At 58.4% G+C, this 24,461-nt stretch carries 19 protein-coding genes and 1 CRISPR repeat array; of the genes, 6 read left to right on the forward strand and 13 right to left on the reverse strand.

The features are described from left to right. Positions 1–166 precede the first annotated feature (166 nt). The 4 genes from soil367_RS16930 to dctP form a co-directional block, all read right to left on the reverse strand. On the reverse strand, positions 167–1,060 hold the full coding sequence (locus soil367_RS16930; protein ID WP_136550207.1) for an isocitrate lyase/PEP mutase family protein: 894 nt from the start codon (positions 1,058–1,060) through the stop codon (positions 167–169). 114 nt (positions 1,061–1,174) lie between these two features. Further along, positions 1,175–1,729: a TRAP transporter small permease gene (locus tag soil367_RS16935; RefSeq protein ID WP_136550208.1), complete on the reverse strand. Its 555-nt coding sequence runs from the start codon at positions 1,727–1,729 to the stop codon at positions 1,175–1,177. A 9-nt stretch (positions 1,730–1,738) separates the two neighbouring features. Further along, positions 1,739–3,052 (reverse strand): TRAP transporter large permease, encoded by a 1,314-nt coding sequence (locus soil367_RS16940; protein ID WP_136550209.1) that lies wholly within the window; start codon positions 3,050–3,052, stop codon positions 1,739–1,741. 73 nt (positions 3,053–3,125) lie between these two features. Further along, on the reverse strand, positions 3,126–4,220 hold the full coding sequence (gene dctP, locus soil367_RS16945; protein ID WP_136550210.1) for a TRAP transporter substrate-binding protein DctP: 1,095 nt from the start codon (positions 4,218–4,220) through the stop codon (positions 3,126–3,128). A 346-nt stretch (positions 4,221–4,566) separates the two neighbouring features. On the opposite strand from dctP, the gene soil367_RS16950 reads away from it, so the two are divergent. Genes soil367_RS16950 through soil367_RS16960 form a run of 3 tightly spaced genes read left to right on the forward strand, consistent with a single transcriptional unit; the run spans position 4,567 to position 6,967 of the window. Then, positions 4,567–5,271, forward strand: coding sequence for a TetR/AcrR family transcriptional regulator (locus soil367_RS16950; RefSeq protein WP_136550211.1), 705 nt, complete (start codon positions 4,567–4,569; stop codon positions 5,269–5,271). A gap of 30 nt (positions 5,272–5,301) precedes the next feature. Beyond that, positions 5,302–6,552, forward strand: a complete 1,251-nt coding sequence (locus tag soil367_RS16955) for a 3-isopropylmalate dehydratase large subunit (protein ID WP_136550212.1) — start codon at positions 5,302–5,304, stop codon at positions 6,550–6,552. A 10-nt stretch (positions 6,553–6,562) separates the two neighbouring features. Then, positions 6,563–6,967: a 3-isopropylmalate dehydratase small subunit gene (locus tag soil367_RS16960; protein WP_136550213.1), complete on the forward strand. Its 405-nt coding sequence runs from the start codon at positions 6,563–6,565 to the stop codon at positions 6,965–6,967. Between the two features lie 186 nt (positions 6,968–7,153). On the opposite strand, the gene soil367_RS16965 is transcribed toward soil367_RS16960, so the two are convergent. From soil367_RS16965 to soil367_RS16975, 3 genes are all read right to left on the reverse strand, one after another. Continuing rightward, a complete protein-coding gene (locus tag soil367_RS16965; RefSeq protein ID WP_136550214.1) occupies positions 7,154–7,561 on the reverse strand; it encodes a hypothetical protein in 408 nt (135 codons plus the stop codon). 56 nt (positions 7,562–7,617) lie between these two features. Continuing rightward, positions 7,618–8,214, reverse strand: a complete 597-nt coding sequence (rrtA, locus tag soil367_RS16970; protein WP_136550215.1) for a rhombosortase — start codon at positions 8,212–8,214, stop codon at positions 7,618–7,620. Between the two features lie 108 nt (positions 8,215–8,322). Continuing rightward, positions 8,323–13,062, reverse strand: coding sequence for a cadherin-like domain-containing protein (locus soil367_RS16975; protein ID WP_136550216.1), 4,740 nt, complete (start codon positions 13,060–13,062; stop codon positions 8,323–8,325). Positions 13,063–13,653: 591 nt separating this feature from the next. Between soil367_RS16975 and tnpA the strand changes: the two genes are divergently transcribed. The 3 genes from tnpA to soil367_RS16990 all read left to right on the forward strand — a co-directional run bounded on the left by tnpA (position 13,654) and on the right by soil367_RS16990 (position 15,662). After that, complete coding sequence (tnpA, locus tag soil367_RS19235) at positions 13,654–13,875, forward strand: IS66 family insertion sequence element accessory protein TnpA (RefSeq protein ID WP_136550217.1); 222 nt, start codon at positions 13,654–13,656, stop codon at positions 13,873–13,875. 172 nt (positions 13,876–14,047) lie between these two features. Next, on the forward strand, positions 14,048–14,410 hold the full coding sequence (locus soil367_RS16985; protein ID WP_136550218.1) for a helix-turn-helix domain-containing protein: 363 nt from the start codon (positions 14,048–14,050) through the stop codon (positions 14,408–14,410). Continuing rightward, positions 14,400–15,662: a type II toxin-antitoxin system HipA family toxin gene (locus soil367_RS16990; protein ID WP_136550219.1), complete on the forward strand. Its 1,263-nt coding sequence runs from the start codon at positions 14,400–14,402 to the stop codon at positions 15,660–15,662. Before soil367_RS16985 ends, soil367_RS16990 begins: the two co-directional genes overlap by 11 nt. A gap of 130 nt (positions 15,663–15,792) precedes the next feature. Next, positions 15,793–20,031: direct repeats of the CRISPR family, unit length 29 nt; unit sequence CGGTTGATCCCCGCACCTGCGGGGAACGG. Between the two features lie 105 nt (positions 20,032–20,136). On the opposite strand, the gene cas2e is transcribed toward soil367_RS16990, so the two are convergent. From cas2e to casB, 6 genes are read right to left on the reverse strand one after another with little or no spacing between them, the layout of a single operon-like run. Further along, the gene (gene cas2e / locus soil367_RS16995) at positions 20,137–20,433 is read right to left on the reverse strand and encodes a type I-E CRISPR-associated endoribonuclease Cas2e (RefSeq protein ID WP_136550220.1); all 297 of its coding nucleotides are present in this window, start codon (positions 20,431–20,433) and stop codon (positions 20,137–20,139) included. 1 nt (position 20,434) lies between these two features. Continuing rightward, positions 20,435–21,355, reverse strand: a complete 921-nt coding sequence (cas1e, locus tag soil367_RS17000) for a type I-E CRISPR-associated endonuclease Cas1e (RefSeq protein WP_136550221.1) — start codon at positions 21,353–21,355, stop codon at positions 20,435–20,437. A 13-nt stretch (positions 21,356–21,368) separates the two neighbouring features. Further along, positions 21,369–22,064, reverse strand: a complete 696-nt coding sequence (cas6e, locus tag soil367_RS17005) for a type I-E CRISPR-associated protein Cas6/Cse3/CasE (protein WP_136550222.1) — start codon at positions 22,062–22,064, stop codon at positions 21,369–21,371. Further along, positions 22,064–22,789: a type I-E CRISPR-associated protein Cas5/CasD gene (gene cas5e, locus soil367_RS17010; protein ID WP_136550223.1), complete on the reverse strand. Its 726-nt coding sequence runs from the start codon at positions 22,787–22,789 to the stop codon at positions 22,064–22,066. Before cas5e ends, cas6e begins: the two co-directional genes overlap by 1 nt. 5 nt (positions 22,790–22,794) lie before the next feature. Then, entirely contained in the window at positions 22,795–23,829 is a 1,035-nt protein-coding gene (gene cas7e / locus soil367_RS17015; RefSeq protein WP_136550224.1) for a type I-E CRISPR-associated protein Cas7/Cse4/CasC, read from the reverse strand. Between the two features lie 17 nt (positions 23,830–23,846). Further along, positions 23,847–24,434 carry a type I-E CRISPR-associated protein Cse2/CasB gene (casB, locus tag soil367_RS17020; protein WP_136550225.1) on the reverse strand — a complete coding sequence of 196 codons (588 nt, stop codon included), beginning with the start codon at positions 24,432–24,434 and terminating at the stop codon, positions 23,847–23,849. Between the last annotated feature and the right edge of the window lie 27 nt (positions 24,435–24,461).

The raw sequence follows: 24,461 nt of genomic DNA on the forward strand, positions 1-24,461 counted from the left end.
TGGCAAGGTACCACTGCGATAACGGGGAGATGTTTGCGAGAGCGGCAGATGGCCGAGTCAGTTTAAGCCGGAATCCAGCATGTGCCCCGATTGGCGGGTAGTCAGCGGGTGGTCCGGATAACACTGCAAGCGCTATCCGGACTGCGTGGTTTAGCCAGCCAGAATACTAGAGCTCAGATTCCTGCGGCAGATACTTCTGCTCCAACTCGCTGATCAGCCCCATTCCCATATCCCGCACGATATCGCCGTGAGCGGACCGCTTTGTCGGCAGGTCAGCCGCCGACCCGGCCTGCCCCAGTTCGGTGATTACGCTTTTGACAGCATTGTGCATGGCGGTGACGGGGATTAGTGCAAAGTGGACGACCTTCGGGCCGATCCAGATGAGGTCTTCCCGCGACAGTGTCTCCAGCCAACCAACGATAACCAGCGACACCGGGCAGCCAACCGCGTCAACGAAGCGCTTGATGCCCTCTTTGTCGGAGAAGACACGCGAGATAGGCTGAACCAGATCCGCGCCTGCTTCGTAATAGGCTTTTGCACGTTTGACCGCTTCGTCAAAATCCACGGCATCGGTCCGGGCTATGATCAGTGTCTCCGGGTTGCTCCGGTTCTCCACCGCGGCGCGGATTTTGCCTACCGCTTCGTTGAGCGGGATAATGCTGTTCGTGGTCTCAACACAAACCGGACAGCGCTTGGGGCTGATCTGGTCCTCAATCACCACGCCCTGAACCCCTGCCCGCTCGAACTCGTGCAGCGACTTGATGACGTTGATGGCGTTGCCATAGCCTGTGTCCATGTCCGCGACCAGAGGCTTGCTCGCGACGTAGCACATCTTCTCAACTGCGAGAACGTTCTCCGTACGCGAGTACATCTCGACGTCAGGCAAACCCAGTTGCTCCGCCGAAATTGCGAAGCCGCTGGACAGCATCAGGTCGATGCCGTCGGCCTCGGACGCCAACCGGGCGCTCATGGCGTCGCCCACCCCGACGGAAACAAGTGGTCCTGCTTTCGATTCCGCCAGCATCTGACGTAGCCCTTTATTGATCTTGGCCTTGAGCATGTGTCTATCTCCTTTGGAAATCCAGAGTGTCCGAGGCCCTGCAAGAGCCCCGGCCAGGCTGCCAGGGACTTGAAGGCAGAGCGGTTTAACCTCGCGGAACACCCACTGTGAGTTTCAAACCTGGAACTCTTCGGCAATGGTTGCCTGGTCCTTGGTGTAGGTAATCCATACACCGGGCTGCATAACATTTTTCAGGCCGATGAACGCCAGTTCGACGGCCACCCCCGCAAAGCCGATGGGAATCAGATAGTAGACGGGGTACTTCGGGTACATATCGCCCGCCGCCGGGAATGCATGGCCCGCTGTGGTGCCATCCACGGCATACTCAAACGAGTAGAAGGCGACGATCGCCATGAGCAGGAGCTCCGCCATTACCACGAACAGATACAGCGCCTTCTGGAACCGCGCGGGCAAGCGATCAAATACCATGGGTATGCGTGGAGAAACGCCCTGGGCAAACGCGTAGAAAACAATGGGCAATACTGAGAGCGGCATCAGGTAGAACATCACAACCTCATAAACGCCCGGGATGGAATTCCCGCTGAGGTTGCGCGAAAGAACATCGGCAGAGATTGACAGGATCATGCCGGCCAGCGCCAGACCGCTCAACACCAGCCCGAACCCTTTTATAAAGCCGAATGCGCGATAACAGATATTCAACACATGCATGGGCAGGCCCTACCTCGAGACTGTAGACGGAAGCCAGGTGGCAAGTTCGGGGAAGACGATCATCGATCCGCAGACGAATACGGCTACAGCCACCGCCATCTTCGTCGCAGGCCCGAAGATGCTGCTCGCGGGCACCCCGCTGGTCCCCGCTGCTGAATAGACACTCAGCCCCACAGGTGGCGTTATCAGGCCCAGCGTACAGATCACGGAAATAAAGACACCGAACCAGAGCACGTCGATTCCCGCCTTCTGGATCACCGGCAATACCACCGGCAGCGCCATCAGAATCACAGCCGTTCCTTCAATAAACATAAAGAGGATAAAGAACACGACGGCCAGAATGATCAGCACGACCGACGGATACTGAATCAGGAATTCGATCATGGACAGGATACGGCGGGGCAGCAGCGAGAAGGACACGAAGCGCCCGAAAATGGCCGCACCAATCAGGATCAGCATGATCATGCCGGTCACGGTGGCGGTATCTTTCACCGAAGAGGCCATGAAACTACGATTCACTTTCCCCAGCACAAGCGCAGTGACGAACGCGCCAAGCGCGCCGATAGCGCCGGCTTCCGTCGGTGTAACGAAGCCCAGGTATATGCCGCCGAATATCAGCGAGAACATGAACACGCCGACCATGACGACCGTAATGGCCCGCCGCGCGCTTATCCTGATTTCCGAAGACGGAGCGGGCACTGGCTGGCTGACGTCACGGCCGCGTCGGTGCATCACGATGACGCAGCCGACAAACACCAGCATGGTAAGCACGCCCGGAATAATCGCTGCCATGAAAAGGTCACTGATGGGCGTTTCGGTGATGACCCCGTAGAGAATCAGGATGATACTGGGCGGGATGATACCCGACAGCGAGCCGCTGGCAGCGGCGATGGCCCCGGCCAGTTCGCGCCGGAATCCGTAACTGCGGAGTTCGGGAACAGCAACGCTGCCGAGCGATGCAGCGGTAGCAGCCCCCGATCCCGAAACAGCGCCAAGGAAGCCGCCGATTACGACGGTCATCGCTCCGAGTACCGTAGGTTTACCCTTTGAAAGTTTGTAAACCATGATAAATGCATCCTGAACAACACCGGACTTCAGGATGAACTGGGCCATGATTACATAGAGCGGAATCGTCGTTAACGCGTAACTGGCTACCTGCCCGAACGGATCCGAACGCAGGAAAGCCGATGCAATACTGAAGTCCTGGATAAGCGCCAGGCCAATCACCCCGATGCCAAGGAGAATGGAATGGATATGGAAGCCCGCCGCCATCAAGATCAGGAAGGCGCACAGGATGCTGAGCAAGAATAGGGGATCACTCATGCGGAAAACCGCTCCGTCAGTTCGAGCGGCTACGCCGCGTGCTGCGGCGTAGCCAACGTGACACTAGCTAGCTTCAGAGATCGTGAATCGCGGCAGGGACATCTCCGCCCTGCTCGATAACGATATCGCGCCACAGACGGGCGAGCTCTGTACCCGGCAGTCCTTTTTCCTCCAGCTTGGCGATGTAGTCGAACCAGGTCTGCTCCATGCCGGACATCAGCAACTTGCTGACTTCCGGTGGCAGGTCGTGAACTGAAACGAATTCAGCACCTTTGGCCTTCGTTTCCTTCATGATCTTCTCACGCCGGTCGACCCACAATTGCGCGCCTTCGGTGATCTGTTCATCAGCCGCGCCCAGCATGATCTTCTGAAGATCTTCAGGCAGCTTGTTCCACTGCTCTTCGGTCACCGCCATAACGGATGCGAAGTGACCCAGGTTCACGTCGGTGACGGTGTATTTGAACAACTCGTCGAACCCGTAGCCCGTCCAGTCCGAGATGAACAGGAAGCTGCCGTCGACCGCGCCACGGCTGAGCGCATCGAACAGGTCGAAGGCCGGCATGGTGATGGAATTGATGCCGACATTCGCTGCATACATCTCATGAATCCGCGAGGGCGTCCGCAGCGTGACGCTCTTGACATCCTCAACAGTTTCAAAGCGCTGGCCTGTGGTTGAAATGGAGTATTCTTCCGAAATCGTGATGGGAATCGCGACCAGGCCGTTTGCCTCATACTCAAGTTCGGAGAAGGTCTTGCCGTCCTTCAACGGTACATCACTTTCCAATAGTGCCTTCAGAGCCAGGCTGCCGATTTTGGGGCTGGACTTCGCAAGCGGCAGCATCGGCACTTCGGACATCGGAAACAGCGCCGGGTCGTAGGTTGGAAGCAGCGGTGCTGCAATCTGAACGATACCCTGCTTTAACGCATCTGGCTCATTGGTCGCCTTGACCAGCTCGCCCGATACAAAGGTCGTAAAGGAAATACGACCGTCGCTCTCTTCCTCCACTTTTTCCATCCAGGGCTTGAAAAAACCCTGCCATTGCCCGTGATTGGGGCTCAAGGCGGACGTCACACGGAAGTTAAACGTATCCTCCGCCACAGCTGCCCCGGAGGACAGGCACGCGGCGACGGCTGCACCAATGGTCACGCGACGAACAAACGACATCATATGCTAATCCTCACAACTTGTTGTTTTAATTGGATACTCGTTAAACGAAAGCACCCGGACGTCTCGCTGAACTCTAAAACCCGTACACTTGTTCTAAATATTTGCCGATAGGGCGGCTCCCTGTCAACAATGATCCCGTCTAAAACTGGATATTTGGTCTCAATTTAATGGATAACGCCTATTTGATCGCTTTTAGCTATCTTATTTAATTTACTGATAGCAAATTTGCATCTTTTTGATATTAATTTTACAAACACTTGTTCTATTATTAGTCTAATGGGCTACGGCAGGTATTTCTGGCAGGTCCAAACAGATTTTTCCGGCGACCCACAAAGGAGAGGCGCGGATGCAAGAGCCACTGATCGCTCCCGATCACCGAACTGCGGACGAAGACGACAGCGTTCGGCGGCAGGAGCGGAGTGAGGTCACCAAGCAGCGTATTCTGGACGCATCGGAACGGTTGTTTGCCAGTAAAAGCTTCGCGTCTGTCTCGTTACGGGAGATAGCGAAGGCCGCTTCAGTGGGTGTCGCCACCGTCAACTACCACCTCGGCAGCAAGGATGACCTGCTAAAAGCCGTCTTTCTTCGTCGCGCGACCGAACTCAACAGGGAGCGGGTCGCTTTGCTCAGTAAGTCAGAGCAGTCGTCGAATGGCTCAGCAATACCCTTGAGACAGATCATGCGGGCGCTTCTGCTACCGGGCATTCGCTGGTCTTTTGACCAGGGCCAGCGGGGGCTGTTCATTCAGTTCATGATTCGGTGCCAGCTGGACCCTTCATCTCCGCTATACGAACTTTTCTATAGGGATGTGCGGCATCTCCAGCGCTTTGTCCCTCACCTGAAGCGGACACTACCTGAGCTCGATGAAGCCGACATTCACTGGCGTCTGCATTTCACCCTTGGCGCTTTGCACTACACCATCACCGACCTGAATCGGTTAGATCAGGTCAGCAATGGGCTCTGCAATACGAGCAGCATGGATGAGACAGTCGAGCGGATTGTGACATCCAGCGAAGCCGCTTTCCGCGCAGGCCCTTTCGGCGCGTGTTGAGCCGGGAGCAAACGATTCTGGAGCCAGCTCATGAGACAGACAATCGCAGAAAAAATCTTTTCCCGTGTTGCAGGCCGCGAGGTCAGCGCCAGCACGGAGGCCGTTTTTTCGCCGGACCTGATCACGGCGTACGACTACCCGGGTTACATCGACAAGTATGAGCAGCAGATGATTGAGCTCGGGGTTGAGCGCGTCAAACATCCCGAGCGCTTCGTCCTGTTCATTGATCACCTTTACCCTGCAGGCACACCGAAAGCACAGCAGGTCCACGAGATTACCCGCAGGTTTGCAAAGCGCTACGGTTTCAAGCTGCACGAAGGGGATGGCATCGGACACCAGGTGATTTCCGAGAAAGGCTATATCCGGCCGGGCATGTTTGTGACCCATTTCGATGGCCACATCAGTACCATCGGAGCCCTGGGCGCTTTGGGAATAGGCATCCGCAACAGCATGATTGAAGCATTCGCCACGGAAGAAGTCGCCCTCGTGGTGCCCGGTTCAGTTCGCGTCAACTTTACCGGCTCGCTACAACGCGGGGTCACTTCGCGCGATGTCTTCCACTGGATCGTTCGCCAGATCGGCCCGGACGGATGCCGCCAGGCGGTGATCGAGTACGGCGGCGAAGGCCTCAAGAGCATGGAGATGGACGAGCGTTTTACGCTGTGCAACCTGGCAATGTTCCTGGGCGGTGTATCGGCGGTCATGGAAACGGATGAGCAGACAGACACCTATCTGAAGCAGACAACCGGGGAAAGCCACCCGCCTATGGCACCTGATCCCGGGGCACGGTACGAGAAAGAAGTTACCGTCAACCTGTCCGAAGTGGAGCCGATTCTGGTCGCGCCGCCCTCACCCGCTAACACCATCGCCATCAGCGAGGCCGTAGGTACCCGCATCGACTCGGGCTATATCGGCTCCTGCGCCAGTGGCCGAATCAAGGATTTCCAGCAGGCCGTTGAGATACTTGAAGGCCGGCATGTCGCTGAGTTTTTCCGTTTGAATGCCGTTCCGACGACGACACGGATTCAGGCCCAGATGAGCGAACTCGGACTGACACCGAAGCTGATAGCGGCCGGGGCACAGGTTCATGTCTCTACCTGTGATTTCTGTATCGGCCAGATGGGCGCCCTCACCGACGGCGAGCGGTCTGTTTCAACCGGGACGCTGAACATTCCGGGACGAATGGGCAGCAATCGTGCCGAGATCTATACGGCCAGTCCGTACACCATCGCCGCGACCGCCATCCACGGGAAAATCGTTGATCCACGCACAATGTTCTGAGGCCATCGTCATGCTTCCAAAAATCTGCGGCCGGGCTGCCTGGGTCTTCCAGGAACCGAATTTTGATATCGATCTGATCGTTGGTGTCGATCACATGAAAACGCAGGACATTGAGACCCTGAAGTCAGCTTGCATGACAGACTACGATCCGGACTTCCCCCGTCAGGTTTCCGAGGGCGATGTCATCATCGGGGGAAAGAATTTCGGATACGGGCACCCGCACTACCCGTCGTGCCGAGCTCTAAGAGCACTGGGGATCACCGCCATAATAGCCGAGTCGTTTTCACCGGGGTTCTACCGGGGCGAGTCGTCAAACGGCTATCCGCTGATCGAGTGCCCCCATATCACCGATGTGGTAACACGCTGGCAGACGATCACCTTTGACTGGCACACAGAAAAGCTCACCATCGAGTAAACCGGCCACACCCTGCAGTGCGAGAAAGTGCCTCAGAAGAGCAAGGACCTGATCCTGAGCGGCGGCATTATAGGCTATCTGAAGCAGGTCAGGCTGGGGTGAGCGCCGGCGGGCATCACCAGCGGTGTTGTGCACAGCTGCCGGCACGACGCCTGGCGCTCGCGTATTGCAAGTTCATGCCTGAGGCTATTCCCGCGGCGACTGCTTCCCCTGATCGGTATAGCCGAACTTCAACTCCCACTCCGCTGCCACAGCTGAGTTACTGGTCCACATAAAGCAGTATTCCTGTACCGGCTCGACATCGAGCATGGCTTTTAGCGCCTTCACCGCCTGAAGTTTCACCGGATACAGGGTCTGATCGTCCCGGTGAAGGTGGACGTTGAAATCGACCGGATGAGGCGCGGTGAACCGATATTCGACCCGGGTTGCGCCAGGGAAAGTCAGGCATTTCTCTGAAAAGAAGCCCTTCGCTGGACCCATCCTCACGGTTGCTTGGTGTTGGGCCGGCGCCTGTTCAGCAGCCGCTCCGAGTGACAGCGAGCAGGCTATAGCCGCAGTGCCAATGGCGCGGCCAAGCAAGAGGTAAATTGACATGGTTTGTGCCTAAGACAGTTGGAGTTAAACCGCGGATTTGGTTAATTTCGTATGCGCTAGACTTCGGTTTTCTTCAGCTTCGCTATCCACAGACTCGACGCGACTATCAATCCTGCCGCCGCGCCCAACCAGTGGGCGGCTTCTATAACCGTTCCACCGATAAGCTCTGCCGTAGCGCTATCGGGGCCGACACCAAGCTCATAACCCAGCTTAGCCACCAGGCCCAGCATCAATGGCAGACGCCACCGCAGGACTGACCCCGCACTCAGCGCGCCAATAACGAACAGACCGTGAAGCACCCCCGAGAAACCCCGGTACCAGGCGACTTCGGACAGTAACAGTAAGCCGAAAGAGATAAAAATCGAGCAGAACAGAACTGAGGTGAGCCCGATTCGTAGCGTAAGGGGCTGGGGAAATATCCAGATAACGATAACCAAACCGATGCTGTTGAGAAGCGCGTGCATCCAGCCGAGATGGACAAAATGCCCGGTCAGTAACCGGTAGTATTCGCCCTCTTCAAACAACTCGTTTTGAAATTGCAGAAGCTGCGCTAGCTCAACAGGCAGCAAGCTGATCAGTATCATGCCCAACGCCAGCAGGACACTCCACGTGGTTCGCGCATCCGGCAAACTGATCGTCAGGTGTTCTCGCATGGGGTCACTAGGGTTAAGGAATGAGCGCCGGGCTCGAGCTATGGCGGCTCAAGCCCGTGCCTGGTTCAAGACCGGCTGTGATTCAGCCGGCTTACTTTTTCAACCGCCCTACTTTTTCAACCACTCTGGAAACCGGAAGACGACACCCACCGACGGAAAGTAACTGGCATCCCGGTCGAATTCGAAACGCTGAATTTCCGTTAGCAACGACCATTCGCGGTTGTAGGTGTAGTCCAGTCCCAGCCCGTAATAGAAGTCCTGGCCTTTCTCGCTACTGTTGCCGACTCTGGCTTCACTCTGGCTGGTCTTGAAGTCGCCTTCCCAGAAGAACATACCCAGGCGCGCGCTGACGCCCAACCGCTCAGAGACCGGGTGTCGATAGAGCATCGACACTGCAGGGCCATGACCGGATTCCGGATGAACATCTGAGACCGCCCGGTCGATCGGCGTAGACCTGAAACTCACATCCACGTCGCCAAGGTCAATAAAGCCGACCTCAAGGGCAATCCGGTCGGTGAACCGGTAGCCACCGCCGATACTCCAGCCAAACCGGCTGCCGTCCGTTGACAGTGTCTCGGCATCGTACCCGGCGGCGGTAAACCGCCGGTCCATGTCGCCTTCACTGATGTCGGTGAAGGCGTAACCCAGGTTGGCTGTCAGGTACAGAGGCTCAAGCTCCCTTTCAGCCGCCTGCACGGTTGCGGGCTGCGCAACCATGGCCGCGGTAAAGGTTCCTGCAAGCATCAGTCCCAGGCAGGAACGGCTGGCGCTTGGGCCAGATCTGGCCTTTTTGCGCCCCACCGCGCCGATGCCCAACAGCACCAGCAAACCCGCCAGACCAACCGCGCCGCCACCGCCTGAAGTGCGCACCGTGCCACCATTATCGAGACCGGCAATCACGCCGACGCCGCCGGGATCAACGACCGTCCCGTTAGGCTCGCCATCAGCATCGTTCGGGCCACCATCTTCGATGGTCAACTGAACGCACCAGTCTCCTGCCGTCAGCCCTGCGGTGTACAAAGCGCTACCCGCAGGCGGACAGAACCCTGGCTCACCGGCTGCCGAACTCAACCGGTTGGCGCCGTTGACGGTAAAGTCATGCCAGCGGCGAACGGTGTCGAACTTGCGGTAAACAGCATTTTCAGGAATTGCCGCGCGCTGTGGTATCGCAATATGGACACTCTGTCCGGCGTCAGGCAACTGATCAACACTGAAGTCGAAAATCCCGCCCACGTTCTTCACGTCGGTATCGACATAGATCGAACTCTGCAGCTGCTGGGCGATATCTTCCTGCTCCATGAGGTTAGCTCCACCATTTACGGCAAACAGCGAGTAGTTACTCAGTTTCAGACAGGTGCCGGCGTCGCTTTCCATCAGGTAGCGCTGCTGATCAGCGATCTGTTCAGGCACGACGCTACAGTCGTTGCCACTGCTGTCCAGATAGTCAGGAATGCCGTCCTGGTCCGTGTCCTGATAGCCTTCATCCGCATCGGCAACCCCGTCGCCGTCGCTATCAGCTGAAGCAGAAAGCGTCTTCAGTTCGTCCATCGCCTTAAGGGTCACGCCGACACTTTTGCGCAGCACCGGGCTACCACTGTCGCTGACCGTCAGGTGGATCGGATAGGCCTTGCCCAGCTCCAGGCTGCTCGGGTCAATCGTAACGATACTGGGATCGTCATCGAGGTCCTGCAGGAAGCCAATATCCCAGCTATAGCTGTGCACGTCCTTTGCGTTTGCGTCAGAAACCATACTCAGCACATGGACCAGCCCACCATCACGCAGGACCGTAAGACGCTCGCTGTCGCTCTGGCTGACGACCAGTTGCACCTGCGGGGCAATATTACGCTCGCTGATGGTCAGGCGGTGGCGGAAGTTGGGACCCCGGTTAACGCCTTCCCCGAGCTTCACGACGACGGTCTCATCAGCTTCTGGTACTGCATCGGCTACAAGACGTATCGGCACCGTCACCTCGAGACCTGATTCGATAAGCGCTTCACCGGACACCAGGTTGTGATCTTCCGGATGGGTGGCCGACCCGCTCACCGTGAAAGGTACACGTACCGGGTATTCAGGCGCCCGACCGTTCAGAATGATCCGGATCGAGCCGGTCGCGCCTTCTGGCAGCGTCTGGTCCTTACCCAGGCTGACCAGCGGCTTGATGTCCAGAATCTGGCTGGCCTGGCCGATGTTGCCGGCTGCATCCTGGGCCGCCCAGACGATCTTGTGTCTTCCCGGTGGGAAGAACGGCTCGTTATCGACCAGTGACTTGGGGTACGGACTGCAGCAATTACCGCTGTCTTTGCCGTCGGAGGCCGATGCAATACCCAGCGATTCAAGCTGTGCACGGGTAACCTTGGTATACAGCCCTGTTCCCTGCAGTGTTACCGCAGGTGGCGCGGAGACAACCGGTGGTGTGCTGTCCGTGACGAAAAGCTCCACGTAATCCGGAATACCGTCATTGTCGGAATCCTTGAACTCTGCCGCTGTCTCTGGATCGGTCCCGTCCACGAAAATCTCGATGTAATCGGGCACTTGGTCGCCGTCCCGGTCCTTAACGCTGGACTTTGAAAGCGGATCGGTCCCGTCTATCTTGGTTTCGTAATAGTCGGGCACCCCATCACCATCGGTATCTTTGACATTTTTAGGGTCATTCGGATCGGTGCCATCGACGTTCTGCTCGTAATAATCGGGAACGCCGTCACCATCGGCATCCTTGTACCCCTTGGGGTCACCCGGGCCGGTACCTTCCTTCACTTCAACAAAATCGGGTACGCCGTCGCCGTCGGTATCACGGTAGTCTTTCTTGTCGGTCGGATCAGTGTTTTCCTGGTTCTCCTCGACGTAATCCGGAATGCCGTCGCCGTCCGTGTCCTTGACGTCTTTCGGGTCGTTGGGATCGGTACCCTCATCCGTCGTTTCAACATGGTCAGGCACGCCATCACCGTCGGTATCGGTAAGACCCGTAAAGGTTATGTCAGCAGCTTTAGGTGTTGTCGCAGTGGTGCCGTCGCTGGCAGAAATGTCGTAACTCGGCGCCGAAACACTGCCGTCATGCACGAACGAGACCTGGCCCAGATCGACTTCTTTCTGGGTGAAACTGACCAGAGCGATGCCGGGCGAACTGATGGATTCAAACTGGCCCGCGACTACGCTTGAGGGCGTCAGGACAATATCGGCCGGATCAGTATCGGGATCCGCGTAATTCAGTTCCTCTGTGCTGAGGGTATAGCTGGTGCCCTCGACGATGGACAGCCGGTTGGCCGCTTCTACAGGGCCGCCTGAAAGCGGACGGTCCGGATGTGCCTGAACATCGGTATACAAACTGTACGAATTACTCTTGCCGTCGGCGTCGCGCAGGTAGATCGACAGGTTGCGGTCGCTATCGGAACGCAGCGTAAAGGTATCCTCGTAGGTCAGGCTACGCACCAGCGCGGTCAGCGCAGCCGGCGTCGCATTGGCGGAAGTAAAACTGATCTTCAGCGCTCTTCCGGCTCCGTCTTCGCGGGAATCGACCAGGCCGATGAGGTTGCCCTCGTAATAGATATCGCGTCCGTCTCGGCGGATCTCACCCGCGCCGTCGCCCACGGAATTAACCCCCAGCACTTCGTACTGGCCATCGGTGAAGACCACGTTGAACTTCAGAACACCGCCGTTGAAGTCCGGGTTATTGGCGTCGGTGACAACCGCGTCAAGATCCTTGTCTACCAGTTGCTGCACGTTCGCACCATAAATGGTCCGGTCAGCTTCAATGTTGGCAATACGGGGCGCGTCCGGATCCGGCACGATAAAGTTCAGGATGAGATAGCTCTTGGTAGCGGTCGCCGTCGTGTCACGTACTTCAAATGTAATAGGGTACGCCGCCGGGTGGAGGGCTGCCGGATCAAAGGTGAAGGTTCCCGCAGTTTGCGCTGACTCGCTCAGGGCACCCTGAACATCACCAAGACTCGTGGTCTCGATAGCCGTTCCGGTGACGTCAAACGAGAAGGTTGTCCCTTTTTCGACAATGACGTTTCGCGTTTCAGGCACGTTAGCGGAGGTGGTGAACTGCACCGCTTTCTTGTTCTGCAGGTAAAGAATAAAGTCCACGTGCGACTTCGACTTGATGACGCCTGTAGAGTCGAGATCTTCAGCCACAATGCCAGCGCTGTAGAGGCCCGGCGCAAGGGTGCCTGAACCGGTCCAGCTAAGGGTGCCGGTATTGGGATTGATCGAGAAGCCTGGAGGCTGGGTAGCGCTGGGGTCGCCCATCTCGCTGACGTTCGCCAGGCGGAATTTGAGCTTGTCGGCATTGGGATCCGTGGAGCCAGTGTTGAAGGACCAGTCCGCCAACACGGCGTCGTCCTGTTGTATCTGCGGTACCTCGAAGATGATCGGCAGCTCTACCTTGGGCGCGAGGTTGCCATCCTGGAGGTTAATAACGGTCTGGATGTTCCAGGGGTCGTCGCTGTTATTCACCAGCGTGGATATGCGGCAACACGCGCTGAAGTTAACGGGATAAGAGGTTGTCAGGTCGAGGTCTTTTGCCCGGAAGATAGCGGTGCGCAGCGTATACTTTCCCGCAGCTTCGGGGCTGTCGCCCAGGTCGATGATCGAATCATTGCCAACCTGGGTAAAGGTCAGACCGGGCGCATTCAGAGACAACGCATTCGACCCATTGAGGGCCCATGCGGTCTTGATGGTGACTTCGACATCGTTAACCTGGCCGTCGCTATCCAGCTCCAAAGCCTGCCAGGTAATAGAACCGCCCCTAAAATGGCTGGCCCAGGCCCCTGAAGCGCTACAGCCAAACAACACAAGCCCAATCGCAAAGGCTGGTTTGAGCCTCCGCAAAAAGCTTCCTTTTCTCATCCCCTATTCTCCAGAATGGCCCTCAGGCCCGCAATACCCCCCCAGACCAGGGCAGGCTCGCATGGAGTATAGATAGCTTCTGGAAAGGTGCGCGGCTGCCATCCGGTTCGCGATCAGGTTGACGATATGAAATATCGATTTGCGATCTGATCCACGATAAGCAGGCGGCACAGCATCAACGCCTGATGAGGGCGCCTCCGCTTCAGGGCTCTAAAAATCTGACGACATAGTTAGCTATCGAACCTTATTCCGCGATCCACGACCGTTCCTCCTTGAAAAGCGTTTTAGCGGAGATTTTTGTAGCGATTTGTAAGTGACGCTTCCATAGCTTTGGACGCCCACAGAGCGTATGGCTCGAACGAACCTCGGCAATAGCCGCACCTGCTAGATGCTTCCCCGAACGCAGGCGGTTGCGAAACGCCCGGCAGAGGCTAACTACGCGCTGTGATCCCCGCGCCTGCGGGGAACGGCTCATGCCAATCGTCCACCTCACCATCGCTCTCCTGTGATCCCCGCGCCTGCGGGGAACGGTGCAAAGCCAGAGAGCACCAGACTGGTGTAAGCGTTCATTCCAGGACGTTCGCCAACCGGATGGTATTTTTCCCTACTGTATCCTCACACGTTCCGACACAAGGTTACCCCGATGTCCCGGAACAATGGCAAACCCTGGCTGATCAGCAGCGTAATAGCGGCCTATCAGCCGCAAAGTTATGTAAGCAGGTGGGCGTCGGCTATGCCTGCTTCTGCAATTGGCGCAAGCGCTTATCCAGCTATCCGGCAGTGGCACCGACTTTGGCGTCCGCCTCCTACTAGTAGATCTATACACGCAACAGATCTATACACGGGAAGCAGATCTATACACGGACCATTTCTCTCGCTGAGAACCATACTTGGCTCAACACTTCCCTGCTCAAAGCTGAGCCTATATGATATTTGATTCATACATAGCCCACTTCAAAAGACTTTACGCCATAGGTGGATCAACATGCCAAAGACCCGTATCCGAACCTATTCGCCATACACCCGTGCAGCCGTTGCGCTACTGGGGGAGCAAGTCCGTGCCGCCCGCCTGTCACAGAGACTTCCGGTCGCCGAAGTGGCCGAACGTGTGGGCACCTCACGTGGTTTTATACAGCGCCTGGAGCGAGGTGATCTTAAGGTCGAAATCGGCTTGGCGTTTGAGGTAGCCTTCATTGTTGGCGTGCCCTTATTTGAACCTCAAGGTAAGGACGACATGGCTCTGAACCTGGAGGGACTTAATAAGCAGCGCTCCCTTATGGGTCAAATGCTGAGCTTGCTGCCCCGCTCTGCCCATCCCGAAAAAGCAGAACTCAGAGATGACTTCTAGACCACCGCAAGGGCCGGGCGAACTGTACGTCTGGGTCTGGCTTCCTGGTGCTACGGAACCCGTAGTGGCCGGGCGCTTAGCCCAGCAGGGCGGAAACTACCGCTTCAACTACGGTCAGAGCTTCTTGCAGCGTCAGCAAAAACAGAGCAATCCGTTCTCCCTTTACGAGCCTGAGCTGCCGCTGAAGAGGGGACTCCTGCAGCCGCTAAGAGGTCTGGACATGGCAGGATGTCTGCGCGATGGTTCTCCGGACGCCTGGGGCCGGCGCGTAATTATTCACCGGCTGGTAAACAAGGCCGACCGGAGAAATACCGAGCTGGACGAACTGGTTTACATGCTTGAATCCGGATCGGACCGAATCGGCGCCCTGGACTTCCAAGCCTCTCCGACCCAGTACCAGCCCCGACAAGCGGAAAATGCGGCACTGCATGAGCTGTTGGAAGCGTCCGACCGTGTTGACAGAGGTGAGCCCCTGCCACCGGAGTTGGCCCGCGCGATTCAGCACGGCAGCTCCATTGGCGGAGCGAGGCCTAAGGCCCTGATCGAGGACCGGGGCATCAAATACGTGGCTAAGTTCTCCTCATCCTCTGACACCTACAATGTCGTCAAAGGCGAATTCATAGCCATGCGGCTGGCCAGTCTGGCCGGGCTCCATGTAGCCCAGGTCAGAATGGCTCACAGCATGGGCAAAGATGTCCTGCTGGTGGAGCGATTCGACCGGAGTCTGGCTCCCGACGGCGGCTGGACTCGGCGCCTTATGGTGTCCGCGCTGACGATGCTGGGGTTGAATGAAATGATGGCCCGGTACGCAAGCTATGAAGACCTGGCTGCCGTTGTACGCAAACGGTTCATCAATCCCTCGGACACCAACCGCGAGCTGTTTTCGCGTCTGATTTTCAACGTCCTTACCGGCAATACCGACGACCACGCCCGAAACCATGCCGCTTTCTGGGATGGCAAAAGGCTGACCCTCTCCCCTGCATACGACATCTGCCCTCAGGGCCGCACCGGTAACGTGGCCTCTCAAGGGATGATTATCGCAGGCCGAGAAAATGCCAGCACCCTGCTGGCCTGTGTTCGGGCGGCGGGAAGTTTCGGCGTAAGCGAGGCCGAAGCCCTTGAAGAGATGGATCGCCAGGAAGCAGTGATCCGTGAACACTGGACGGCTGTGTGTGACGAAGCGGGGCTCTCTAAAACAGACCGCGCTTTTTTCTGGAACCGACAATTCCTCAACCCCTCCATCAAAGAATAACGCATTGGCTCAGGCGGGTCGGCCCCTTAGTTTCTGAGCTGCCTACTCGGCCAGTCCCCCGAAATGTCCGATAGACCCCCGCGCCTGCGGGGGAACGGGATGTCTTTCATTGTGTAACGATTATTCTTGACGGTTGATCCCCGCACCTGCGGGGAACGGTGCCCACGTGTCGCAAGTCTCCGGGATACCGGCGGTTGATCCCCGCACCTGCGGGGAACGGCCCCTCGACAAGCCCTGTCAACAGTCTAATACCGGTTGATCCCCGCACCTGCGGGGAACGGTGGCGTCACCACCGTGGCACTGCCGGACCAAACGGTTGATCCCCGCACCTGCGGGGAACGGCTTCACGTGCCAAGTAATACATATATAGCTGGCGGTTGATCCCCGCACCTGCGGGGAACGGCTCTAAGCCTCGCCTGATCCAATCTCGCGGGGCGGTTGATCCCCGCACCTGCGGGGAACGGGCGGCCGGCGCTGACCTTCGCTGCCATTCATGCGGTTGATCCCCGCACCTGCGGGGAACGGCTCAGGGCGCCCAGTGTGCCCAGTAAGTCAGCCGGTTGATCCCCGCACCTGCGGGGAACGGACGCTCAAGCATGGCCCCGCCGGTTGCTGCCTCGGTTGATCCCCGCACCTGCGGGGAACGGGGCCGATCTGGCGTTTGTCAGCACAAAGACGGCGGTTGATCCCCGCACCTGCGGGGAACGGGCCGCACTGGCCGGGGGCGGAGCTTACATGTACGGTTGATCCCCGCACCTGCGGGGAACGGGGTAATGTTCGTTGCGGTTTCAAGTGCCATGACGGTTGATCCCCGCACCTGCGGGGAACGGAACGAGCTGATTATTGAAACGGACACGTACGACGGTTGATCCCCGCACCTGCGGGGAACGGCATGGCGTCCAGGAAAATACGGTCTGCGAAGTCGGTTGATCCCCGCACCTGCGGGGAACGGGCCTCGTTAAACGTCGCGTTGACTAGCACGGCCGGTTGATCCCCGCACCTGCGGGGAACGGCAGTTGAAGCTTTCGCCAAAGAGCTGCGCGGCCGGTTGATCCCCGCACCTGCGGGGAACGGTTGCGCTTGGCCTCGGCGCGTTCTTCACGCTCCGGTTGATCCCCGCACCTGCGGGGAACGGCGATTGCGAGCTTCAGCGGCCTGCTTCTCGATCGGTTGATCCCCGCACCTGCGGGGAACGGCTGGTGGCTACGCATGGCTGCGGTGAGAATGTCGGTTGATCCCCGCACCTGCGGGGAACGGAGGTCTGGCTCAAGCGCCAGATGGCGCAGACCCGGTTGATCCCCGCACCTGCGGGGAACGGTTCACGCTGCATGCCGATACGCTCGCGGTGCGCGGTTGATCCCCGCACCTGCGGGGAACGGCGGGCTTTCTGCTGGTCAGCCATGAACCCCTACGGTTGATCCACGCACCTGCGGGGAACGGAGCATCCCCGTCGATCGTCCATTGAATGGTTTCGGTTGATCCCCGCACCTGCGGGGAACGGGGTCTGTTCTCCGATAGGCTCGCAAGGGGATAAAGGTTGATCCCCGCACCTGCGGGGAACGGGGCCGGCTGCGCCCGACGATCGCACCACTCAACGGTTGATCCCCGCACCTGCGGGGAACGGCAAGAGCCGGTGTTGTTCATAGGGATGTCCTCCGGTTGATCCCCGCACCTGCGGGGAACGGCGCCTTCGGCTTTCTGGCTGGTTTTACTGCTACGGTTGATCCCCGCACCTGCGGGGAACGGTTTATTGCAATCTCGCGCGCTTGGCGTACTGCCGGTTGATCCCCGCACCTGCGGGGAACGGGTCCTGATCCATCACTTCTTACTCCTATAGCCCGGTTGATCCCCGCACCTGCGGGGAACGGCCGCATCCTGGACCGTAAGCTGGTTCCGCTGGCGGTTGATCCCCGCACCTGCGGGGAACGGCGATTCGAGAGCTGGAATGAAGATCGGCAGACCGGTTGATCCCCGCACCTGCGGGGAACGGGCTCATACGGTGCACTGGTAAAAATAAATGGTCGGTTGATCCCCGCACCTGCGGGGAACGGCAGTGGCTTCAGCTTGATCCATACATTGAAGCCGGTTGATCCCCGCACCTGCGGGGAACGGGACGGCGCGGCGCTTGAGCGACCACTGTTCGTCGGTTGATCCCCGCACCTGCGGGGAACGGCTTCGGCGAGACTTCCATGCGCTGGCCGTTGACGGTTGATCCCCGCACCTGCGGGGAACGGATACTGGTGGACCGCTCTATCATCTGCCTGCGCGGTTGATCCCCGCACCTGCGGGGAACGGGGAGAGGCATTGCAGGCTATACAGCAAAGGTACGGTTGATCCCCGCACCTGCGGGGAACGGACTTTATTTCTTGCGTTTGACACAGGTAGTACCGGTTGATCCCCGCACCTGCGGGGAACGGTTCTGCGCCAGGGAGCGGCTTGACTTGTAGGCCGGTTGATCCCCGCACCTGCGGGGAACGGGCAACGACGCTCTGGGTGAAGGCGACACCATTCGGTTGATCCCCGCACCTGCGGGGAACGGAACCACTTTGCAAGTGGTCCTGTCTTGCCAGCCGGTTGATCCCCGCACCTGCGGGGAACGGGACAACCCGACTCATGACGCGATCAGGTGTAACGGTTGATCCCCGCACCTGCGGGGAACGGACCGAGCAGCCGGACAACGCGAACGATGCTGTCGGTTGATCCCCGCACCTGCGGGGAACGGTCGACGGCTTCCGTCAGCTCCTGGATGATGATCGGTTGATCCCCGCACCTGCGGGGAACGGAACGACGGATACTCCTGCTGGAAGATCCACTCCGGTTGATCCCCGCACCTGCGGGGAACGGCGACTCGCTGGTATCGGCAGATACTGCGCTGGAGGTTGATCCCCGCACCTGCGGGGAACGGGCGCCTTTGATATTGCCTATCTCATCAATTCGCGGTTGATCCCCGCACCTGCGGGGAACGGTCCTTGAGCGCGTCTACCACCTGCCGCGTCTCCGGTTGATCCCCGCACCTGCGGGGAACGGAAGAACGCTACATCGTCGTGAAGCGAAAGCATCGGTTGATCCCCGCACCTGCGGGGAACGGGTCTCGGCCACCTGATCGAACCCCGCCCCAGCCGGTTGATCCCCGCACCTGCGGGGAACGGAGGGGTGGGGTGGGTTTTAGGCGACCTAAAGACGGTTGATCCCCGCACCTGCGGGGAACGGGACAACTGGGCTATTGCCCGTGCTTGCTCGATCGGTTGATCCCCGCACCTGCGGGGAACGGTATGGAGGTCCTGTGGCGCGCCGCCGGCACCTCGGTTGATCCCCGCACCTGCGGGGAACGGCGGTGCGTGATGAGAGAATAGCTGAAGGGCTTCGGTTGATCCCCGCACCTGCGGGGAACGGCTCCATCACACAAGGCCCATCCTTCAGGAACGCGGTTGATCCCCGCACCTGCGGGGAACGGGTGATAACCTCGAAATCTGGGTTGTTCAGAGCCGGTTGATCCCCGCACCTGCGGGGAACGGCAGACGAGCAGGTTAAGGGGATGGCCGCATCTCGGTTGATCCCCGCACCTGCGGGGAACGGCCCCGCGCCTATTGCGCCCAATGCAACTAAACCGGTTGATCCCCGCACCTGCGGGGAACGGATGCGCGTGATGGTCTTATTGTTCCGTTCGAACGGTTGATCCCCGCACCTGCGGGGAACGGACTACACGCCGAAATTCAGCGTTGAGGGGATGCGGTTGATCCCCGCACCTGCGGGGAACGGATTTGTCAGACTCCGCAAAAGGGGTCGCCAACCGGTTGATCCCCGCACCTGCGGGGAACGGCATGCCGCCACCCCTGGCCGGCCGCCCGTCTTCGGTTGATCCCCGCACCTGCGGGGAACGGCCACTGGATCGCGTCGGTGTTGAAGTAACCACCGGTTGATCCCCGCACCTGCGGGGAACGGGCTCATCTCGCAAGTACATGATGGAGACTGAGCGGTTGATCCCCGCACCTGCGGGGAACGGTCGGCCCGGCCGTTCAGGGCGTGTGAAATTTGCGGTTGATCCCCGCACCTGCGGGGAACGGATAATATGTCCACCGTAATCGTTTATTGCATCCGGTTGATCCCCGCACCTGCGGGGAACGGGTGAATATCAAGATTAACCAAACGGAGGTTTCCGGTTGATCCCCGCACCTGCGGGGAACGGATTGCTGGCATCAACGAATTCACCGGCAGCAACGGTTGATCCCCGCACCTGCGGGGAACGGTGATCGGGCGTCTTGGGTCTGCGACGCTTGGCCGGTTGATCCCCGCACCTGCGGGGAACGGATTCGGCATTACCTACGATAATGATACGGACACGGTTGATCCCCGCACCTGCGGGGAACGGACTTATCGTACACGACTGTATTACAAAGGAAAATCAGACAGCTAAAAATCCACCGCCCGAATTCCTTCTTTTAGGATCACTGTTTTTTTAAAGAACGCCTACCTATCAATTACTTACATCTTTCGGCAGAAAACTTACCAACCTCAATCCGTCATAGTCGATAGGAACACGGCGGTTTTCTCCGTAGGTTTGGAAATCGAATCCAGACTCATGGTTGCAAGCCCAGGCCATTGCTACGTTGCCATCTTCGGCGAGGGCAGAGATCTGCTCCCAGATCATTTCCCGTATGCGCTTACTCACGTCGCCGATATACACACCTGCCCTAATTTCAAGCAGCCAGACGGCCAGGCGTCCGCGGAGCCTGGGGGGCACATTCTCGGTCACAACAACAAGCATACTCATGCTACTGACTCCTATGGCCAGCGTCGCCAAGGGAGTCAGGCTCTGGGATTGCGGGGGGTTGAGAATCCGGAGCTGGTTGCGGGGGTTCGATGCCACCAGCTTCAAGGGTTTGTTCAATTAAAGGAATGATCCGCTTCAGTAATCGGGTTTCACGGAAGGCATCCCGACACGCGATGCGTACGGCGCGGTCGGGTTGCGCCGGGGATGTGGCGGCCACCTTAAACGCCGCAGGCACTACGGTCTCGAACTTCACCAGGTCGGCAATATCGTAAACGAAACTCTTGGGTTTCCCGGAGTGAAGAAAGCCGATCGCCGGGGCATAACCAGCCGCCAGAATAGCTGCCTCGGTCACGCCATACAGGCAGGCTGTGGCTGCGGAAAGACATTTGTTTACAGGATCTGCGGTGTCCCAGTTTTTCGGGTCGTACCGGCGGCCGTCCCATTTGATCCCGTATTGCTTCGCCAGCGCCTGGTAGAGCTTGCGGACTCGGGCACCCTCGATCCCCCTGAGCTGATCAACGGACCGCCGTTGGGGAGGTTCTTCCTCGAACCTTATCTCAAACATGCGGCGAACGACTTTGAGCCGCAATGACTCATCCAGCGCCAGCTGGGCCTGATAAAGGAGCTTGTCAGAGCGGGCCCCACCGGGCTGGCCGGCCGAATAAAGCCGTACACCTGCTTCTCCGGCCCATATCAGCAGCGTTCCTACTGTCGAAGCCAACTTGACCGCGGCGTGGGAAACACGTGTCCCCGGCTCCAGCATGAGGCAGGCAACAGACCCAACGGGGATATGTTTGCGCTCGCCATTTACTTCGTCGAGGACTACGAAAGCGCCGTCACGGACATCGATCTGGCCGCGGCCTACAAAGATCATGGAGACCCGGTCCTTGATCGGTATGGGCTTTAGTGGAACGAAAGCCATTAAGTAGTCCTTTTCAGCTTCGTCTGACCAGCATCAGACCACAACCGAATCCCCGGCTTCGACCCAGCCCATGGGCCAGTACATTCAGGAACTGCTCCGGATTCGTGACGGTCAGTACGCCTTCGTAGTCAACCGAGGAGAAGCGAATTTCCCGATTCTTACGCTGTATGAAGTGCTGGCGATACCCGGAAACCTGGGGTTGGGCTGTTAATTCGAACCCTCCAGTCGCGCCTCTGTTTAGAAGCCAGGTGCTGGCCGCGTGCTCCGTTCGGGCCTGTACCTCGGCAGGGTCGGTAATCTGTGCTCGCTGGCACTGCACTTTGGCATCCATCAAAACATCGTGACGTACAGAGCGCTCACGCCCCTGCTGTTTGCGCGCTACCGTAGGATTCGCGCGAAGCCGGAAGGCCAGGCGGTCTCCGGTTTTGAGGTTCGGCGAAAGCGCTTTGGTTTCTGCCTGGAGCAGCCCAGGCACATTTACCGGCGGTTCGTCCGATAACACATAGAAGACCGGTAAACCTCTGGCCTCAGGCCCCGGCGCTAGCTGTTCGCTTTCAATCTCCTGCCGAAACAGGAAATTCCGCTCTTGCCGATCAGTAAATAAACGCCACAGCAACTGATGGTTGCTATAGGCGTCGCCCGCCAGCAGTGCCAGCAGTGCTGATCGGTCAAGCCCTTCAGTGGCGACTCTTACCCGTGAGAGGAACATTACACGGCCTCCTTGATTCGAGCGTGATACTCGGCCCGACCTCTGAATTGCCAGCGATCCCGGCTAACCACATCGTCTTCCGGGAAGCGCGTGTCCTGAACGGCAACATCAGCCGCCTCCCCTTCCCAAAAGTAGTCAACCATTTCGCCAGTTCCCAAGTAGCGCGCCTGGCCCGGAAAAAAGTCCGGAAAGCCCTCAGAAAATGCTTCGGCTAAGCCCCCCGTGTTCTGGACAATTCTCGGTGCTAAAGGAGCAGCCAGCGGACAGGACTTTCGCCCCAGATAGGGCGTAAAAACCGGGCACCGTAGCGCTTCCGCGATGTCCTCAAGGGACCAATCGCTCTGGGAAGACAACGATACGGCCACATACCACAGGCCATCACATCGGTATTCTCGTCTGGAGATGATGGTGTTCAGGCGGTCGCTCGAGAACCCCATCTCTTCCTTTCGCGTCAAGTACTGCCTGTTGCGGTTGCGCTTGGGAACCTGAACTGTGTGAAAATCGCGAATGAACGAGCCAGGAGTGATCTGCTTAACTCCAAAAACCACAGCCTCAGCCAGGGACTGCTGGGCCGCAGCATCGTCCCGACGAATGCCCAACGCCGCCGCGACTATTCCGATCAACGCCGAGCGGCCCGGGTGGTCTGAGGTTGGTCGCGCTTCACCGACCGCGGGCGTGCCCCAACTCGCCAGGGGGCCGTAAAGCTGAAAAATAAGGTAGTCCATACACCCTACTCCGCCTGAAGAAATTTCAGCAGGTCATCGAACTTTCCGCTGCCTTCCACAGTGTTGAGCGCGTACCGCTTATCAGCACACGCTCCGTAAACCTGGTCGAATCGCTCTACCTGTGACTCAAGACAACGGATCGCCTCGCTGGCCTGGTCCTCTCCCTGGATAGGTTTAAGGAACGCTACCGATAACGAGCGGGGCTGTTGCGGTCCCTTTTCCGCCAATACGTAACTGGCGTAGGCTCGCGAGCCGAAACTGTTCTGCTTTCCGCTCGGCGCTATTTTTATGGCCGCTTCGGTGAGCGCCGCAATAGCGCGGTCGGCGAGGTCCGCATCGCCACGCAGGTTATCGACAAGCTGATCCCGGTTAATACACACATAACTGTAGAAAACGCCTGCGGCGAAGCCGGTTTCGCCGATGTGCGCTGCGCCTCTGTCTTCCTCGTTATTAAGGTCATCGACTGCGGTAAAGTAGTCATCCTCGATCACGACGCCGTGCACGGTGATGGCATGAGCCACCTGGCAGGCGGCTTCCACGTTGAACTCGGGCGCGCTGGCGAGCATCCGCCCAAACAGGGCGACATCGACGGCGGCCGGCTTCTTGCGTAAAAGCTTCAGCTCTTCCTCGTCGGGTGCGTGGCCCTCTGCGATCAGCCGTTCAGCCAGCTCGTTCACCGCCTGTTGCTCTTCAGGGCTGACATGGGCAAGTTGCTCAATCTCAACACTGTTCTTCTTCAGCGCCCCGAAAACACCCGCGATCTTAGCGGCCCATTCTTTCGCGTCTTTTTCCTTCACACCACCGGCAAGCAGGCGGTCCTGCACACCGATGCCCAATCGCTTGGTGCGTGTGCCGACATGGTTAGCGGCGGCTTCCTGAAACAGATCGGAGGTACGCCAGTGTCTTTTGAGGCTCTGGGACGACACCCGGAGGCGTTCGGCACCGCCCATCCGCGCGGTTTTCGGGCGCCCAAGATCGTCCCGGTTCAGGTTCGCAGGGGGATATGAAGTCAAAAGGTGAAGCTGTACAAATTTCGTCATGGTTTGTCTCCGTGATGCTAGGGGGTTCGCTGATATCGAGATAGTTCCGTGAAATAGTCGGTCGCCCATCGCACGGCGAGCCGGTGATTGGGCTTTACTGGGTAGTAACCCTGTTTTTCTTTATGCCAGTGCAATACGCTGTCCGCGAGAGAGAGCACGCTGGCAGACCGACCCAGCAAGGCAACAGAGCGCCGGGCTCGCCGGAGGAATTCGGCGCTATCGCTACTTTTCTGCAGTTGTGAGAAGCGCAACTCACTGACATGGGGCTTGCCGGTCTTCTCATTTTCACTGCCCAGTGCTGCGGCGAAGGGCTTTTCTGCGTTAACCCGAACGTCCGCAAGTACGGCAGCCACCGTGGCCCAGGCGGTCATGTCGGCGCTGGGTCTCGCCCCCTCTTTGTTTACCGCCATCCATAGCGACCGAAACCCTTCCGTCAGCAGCACATCGTCTGGGGTGTGACAGCGGCGAAGTTCGGCCCGCACGCCTCGAAGGGAAGCTGTTGCGCCATCGGTTTTGTCCTGTCCCTGTAGTCTGGCCCACCAGTTCCAGACCTGGCTGCGCAGGTGGTCGTCTCTCAACATGTGGTAGTAGAATTTCTGATTCATGGCGCCTTCTCCTTTGTGAGGCCGTGG

Source organism: Hydrocarboniclastica marina (genome assembly GCF_004851605.1).
GTDB classification, from domain to species: Bacteria; Pseudomonadota; Gammaproteobacteria; order Pseudomonadales; family Oleiphilaceae; genus Hydrocarboniclastica; species Hydrocarboniclastica marina.